The organism is Chryseobacterium sp. VD8 (assembly GCF_037149975.1).
Classification (GTDB): Bacteria; Bacteroidota; Bacteroidia; order Flavobacteriales; family Weeksellaceae; genus Chryseobacterium; species Chryseobacterium indicum.
Genome location: NZ_JBBCQL010000443.1, coordinates 1 through 854, shown reverse-complemented (window position 1 = coordinate 854; position 854 = coordinate 1). Strand labels below are relative to the sequence as shown.

Below are 854 nucleotides of genomic sequence, written 5' to 3'. Positions count from 1 at the left end.
ACTAGAAAGTGGAATCCAAATATGGCTCCATACATTTTTATGGAGAAAAATGGTATTCACATTGTAGACTTACATAAAACAGCTGTTAAATTGGATGAAGCTTGTAACGCTTTAGAAAAATTAACTTCTGCAGGTAAAAAAGTTCTTTTCGTAGCTACTAAGAAGCAGGCGAAAGAAGTTGTTGCAAAACACGCTTCTGAACTTAATATGCCTTATATTACAGAAAGATGGCCGGGAGGTATGTTAACAAACTTTGTTACTATCAGAAAGGCTGTTAAAAAAATGAACTCTATCGACAAAATGAAAAAAGATGGAACGTTCGAAACTTTATCTAAAAAAGAAAGATTACAGGTAGACAGACAAAGAGCTAACCTTGAGAAGAACTTAGGTTCTATCGCTGACATGGTGAGACTTCCATCTGCTGTATTCGTAGTAGATATCATGAGAGAACACATCGCGGTAACTGAAGCTAAAAAATTAGGTATTCCGGTTTTCGGTATTGTTGATACAAACTCTGACCCAAGAAAAGTTGATTTCGTTATCCCAGGAAACGATGATGCTTCTAAATCTATCGATATGATTCTTAGCGTAGTTTCTGAATCTATCAAAGAAGGTCAGTCTCAGAGAAAAGCTGATAAAGAAAAATCTAAAGAAGAAGGAGAAGTAGTATCTGCTGATAAAGATGCTGACTTTGATGCTGAATAATTAAAGATTTTCTTTAAAATACAAGAAGCCGTCTCATTTCCATGAGGCGGTTTTTTTTATTAAACTTTTCAGATTGGATTTTTTGGCTGATTTTTAAAATAAAATGTGGATCTTACGCCACTTTTTTTCTTAAATTATGTGCTAAAGCA

At 34.1% G+C, this 854-nt stretch carries 1 protein-coding gene; it reads left to right on the top strand.

The window, feature by feature from the left end:
• The coding region (gene rpsB, locus WFK35_RS22935) for a 30S ribosomal protein S2 (protein ID WP_336734971.1) at positions 1-705 on the top strand (705 nt) is incomplete at its 5' end.
• Positions 706-854 lie beyond the last annotated feature (149 nt).